The organism is Flavobacterium hercynium, assembly GCF_002217285.1.
GTDB classification, from domain to species: domain Bacteria; phylum Bacteroidota; class Bacteroidia; order Flavobacteriales; family Flavobacteriaceae; genus Flavobacterium; species Flavobacterium hercynium.
This window is the reverse complement of the sequence record NZ_MUGW01000093.1, coordinates 1-3293: the sequence shown is the minus strand read 5'-3', so window position 1 is coordinate 3293 and position 3293 is coordinate 1. Positions and strand designations below refer to the sequence as shown.

Here is a 3293-nt window from a genome sequence, read left to right as displayed (position 1 = left end):
GTTTGGTAATTCTAAGGGTAAAATAGAAATTATGAAATTCAGAGCCGCTAAATTTAATTTAGAAAAGAAAGAATATCCAGTTTCAAAATACTCGCTTCCCAAAGGTTTTGTGTTCCCTAAGTGGGAAGGTAGAAAAGCATTAATAAAACCAACAGATTTTGAATATTGGCAGGAGAAATAAAACTACAATTTAAGCGAGAGCGTTATGAACCGTAGAAGAATTTATTATTTGTGCAGCTTACTGGTGACTTTTTTATTTTTAAGTTGTCAGGAAAAAGACACTTTTGAATGGAGTGCAGGTTTGTCTGGACCTAAGCATTATGGATCTTCTGGACCTTTTGTTGAATTTTTTTATCAAGGTAAAAGTGTTGGTGGTGCTTCTATTGGTAATGGAGCAGATTTGGGTTGGACAATAACCAGCAGTAGTTATAGCGGTGGTAAAAAAATTAAGCCTGTTCCTGACAGTATTTTTGTTAATTGGGTTTGTGCTTCGGATAGATATGAATACGAAGGAGGTTGTAAACTACCTAGAAAACAAATGATAGCCCTTTTCAAAAAAGATGTTATGGATCCTTTTGGTTTAGTAAGATATGGAAAGATAACTACAGGCATGGCTCCGGGAGGAAATGTTACAGTTTGGCTACAAGGTGGACAGGCAAGTACAGAGATCTGTAAGTTTAAAGTAGTAAATAAAGGAGTATGGAAAGAAAATGATCCAGATTATAATAAATATATTAAAGAACATCGAGAAGTTTCTGAAGGATTTAAAGAGTCAAATATTTTTCATTATTTACATGGCATTCCATATAATATTTGGGAAACAGGAGAAAAAAAATATGCGTATGATATTGTTTTTAGCAGTGAAGAAAAGTATGATTATGATATGATTTTTTATACTAAAGATGGATCATGGTTTGAGTTGAATGATACAAATTCATTTCTTCCATGGGGTTCAGATATGGTAGTAAATAATAAAAAAGTTAGAGTAAAGCATCAGTACAAACTGCCTGTAGAGTTTCATCTTCAATGGTATTCTAAAGATGAAAAGGAATGGTTTAGCGGAAATATTGTTTTACCTCAAAATTTATTAAGTATGTTTTTAAAAAAGAAATGCGACAAACTTTTAATAACAATAAAAAATAATACTGGAAAAAACGCAGTGGATGGTAATATTTATTTAGTTAATAATAGTTCTAGCGATAAGATTATGACTTTTCAATTAGAGAAGTATGATGGGAAAACAAAAAGAACATATCCATATTATTCCCTTCCCAAAGGCTTTGTGTTCCCTAAGTGGGAAGGTAGAGAAGCATTAACAAAACCAACAGATTTTGAATATTGGCAGGAGAAATAAAAGTATAATTTAAGCGAGAGCGTTATGAACCGTAGAAGAATTTATTATTTGTGCAGCTTACTGGTGACTTTTTTATTTTTAGGTTGCCAGGAAAAAGACACTTTTGAATGGAGTGCAGGTTTGTCTGGACCTAGGCATTATGGATCTTCTGGACCTTTTGTTGAATTTTTTTATCAAGGTAAAAGTGTTGGAGGTGCTTCTATTGGCACTGGAGCAGATTTGGGTTGGACAATAACCAGCAGTAGTTATAGCGGTGGTAAAAAATTTAAGCCTGTTCCTGACAGTATTTTTGTTAACTGGGTTTGTGCTTCGGATAGATATGAATACGAAGGAGGATATAAACTACCTAGAGAAAAAATGATAGCCCTTTTCAAAAAAGATGTTATGGATCCTTTTGGTTTAGTAAGATATGGAAAGATAACTACAGGCATGGCTCCGGGAGGAAACGTTACAGTTTGGCTACAAGGTGGACAGGCCAGTACAGAGATCTGTAAGTTTAAAGTAGTAAATAAAGGAGTATGGAAAGAAAATGATCCAGATTACAATAAATATATTAAAAAACATCGAGAAGTTTCTGAAGGATTTAAAGAGTCAAATATTTTCCATTATTTATATGGAATTCCATACGATACTTGGGAAACAGGAGAAAAAAAATATGAGTATGATATTGTTTTTAGCAGTGAAGATGAAAATAGAAATGATTATAGTATCGCTATTTTAGGTATTACAAAAGATGGTAGTGTTATATATTCCAACAAAAGACCTATACCACATGTAAAATGGAATGAAAACATAGATTATATTGTAAAAAAAGATAAAAAGCTACCTGTACAATTTTGGATACGATGGCATTCGCAAGATGGTTTAGAATGGTATGAAACACTAGTAACATTACCAAATAATTTAGAAACTCAATTATTACAGTTTGAAAAAAAATATGGAAAAAATGTAGTTCTTATTGTGGGAATGGATAAGGTTTCAGAAAATGAAGCATATACATTTGGAAGATTATGGTTTGGTAATTCTAAGGGTAAAATAGAAATTATGAAATTCAGAGCTGCTAAATTTAATTTAGAAAAGAAAGAATATCCAGTTTCAAAATACTCACTTCCCAAAGGTTTTGTGTTCCCTAAATGGGAAGGCAGAGAAGCATTAATAAAACCAACAGATTTTGAATATTGGCAGGAGAAATAAAACTACAATTTAAGCGAGAGCGTTATGAGCCATAGAAAAATTTATTATTTGTTCAGTTTACTGGTGACTTTTTTATTTTTAGGTTGCCAGCCAAAAGACACTTTTGAATGGAGTGCAGGTTTGTCTGCTCCTAAGTATTATGGTAATGGTGGACCATTTGTAGAATATTTTTATAATGGTAAAAGTATTGGTGGTGCTTCTGCAAACATTGGTTTTGATCCGGGTTGGGGAATTACAAGCAGTAGTTATAGTGGTGGTGAAAAATATAAACCTGTTCCTGATAGTGTTTCTGTAAAATGGATCTGTGCCAATGACGGATATTATTACAGTGGAGGATATAAACTACCTAGAGAAAAAATGATAGTCCTTTTCAAAAAAGATGTTATGGATCCTTTTGGTTTAGTAAGATATGGAATGATAACTACAGGCATGGCTCCGGGAGGGAATGTTACAGTTTGGCTACAAGGTGGACAGGCAAGTACTGAAATATGCAAATTTAAAGTAAAAAGTCTTGGTATATATAGAGAGAGTGAGGAAGCTGAGAGAATAGAATCAAAAATCTTAGCGTCGAAAGAATTTTTAAACGGTAAGGTAAATATATTTCGTTATTTGTACGGAATTCCATACGATATTTGGGAAAAAGGAGAAAAACAATATGAGTATGATATTGTTTTTAGTACTGAAGATGAAAATAGAAAAGATTATAGTATAGCCATTTCGGGTTATACAAAAGATGGTAGCATTA

The 3293-nt window shown here is 32.6% G+C and carries 4 protein-coding genes; all 4 read left to right on the top strand.

Annotation, left to right across the window (positions count from 1 at the left end):
• Positions 1 to 181: hypothetical protein (locus B0A66_RS23040; RefSeq protein WP_208862621.1), on the top strand; the 181-nt coding region annotated here is incomplete at its 5' end.
• A 24-nt stretch (positions 182 to 205) separates the two neighbouring features.
• Positions 206 to 1354: a DUF2931 family protein gene (locus B0A66_RS22565; RefSeq protein ID WP_089052095.1), complete on the top strand. Its 1149-nt coding sequence runs from the start codon at positions 206 to 208 to the stop codon at positions 1352 to 1354.
• Positions 1355 to 1378: 24 nt separating this feature from the next.
• On the top strand, positions 1379 to 2548 hold the full coding sequence (locus B0A66_RS22560; protein WP_089052094.1) for a DUF2931 family protein: 1170 nt from the start codon (positions 1379 to 1381) through the stop codon (positions 2546 to 2548).
• A gap of 24 nt (positions 2549 to 2572) precedes the next feature.
• A partial coding sequence (locus tag B0A66_RS22555; RefSeq protein WP_123868288.1) for a DUF2931 family protein occupies positions 2573 to 3293 on the top strand: 721 nt, incomplete at its 3' end.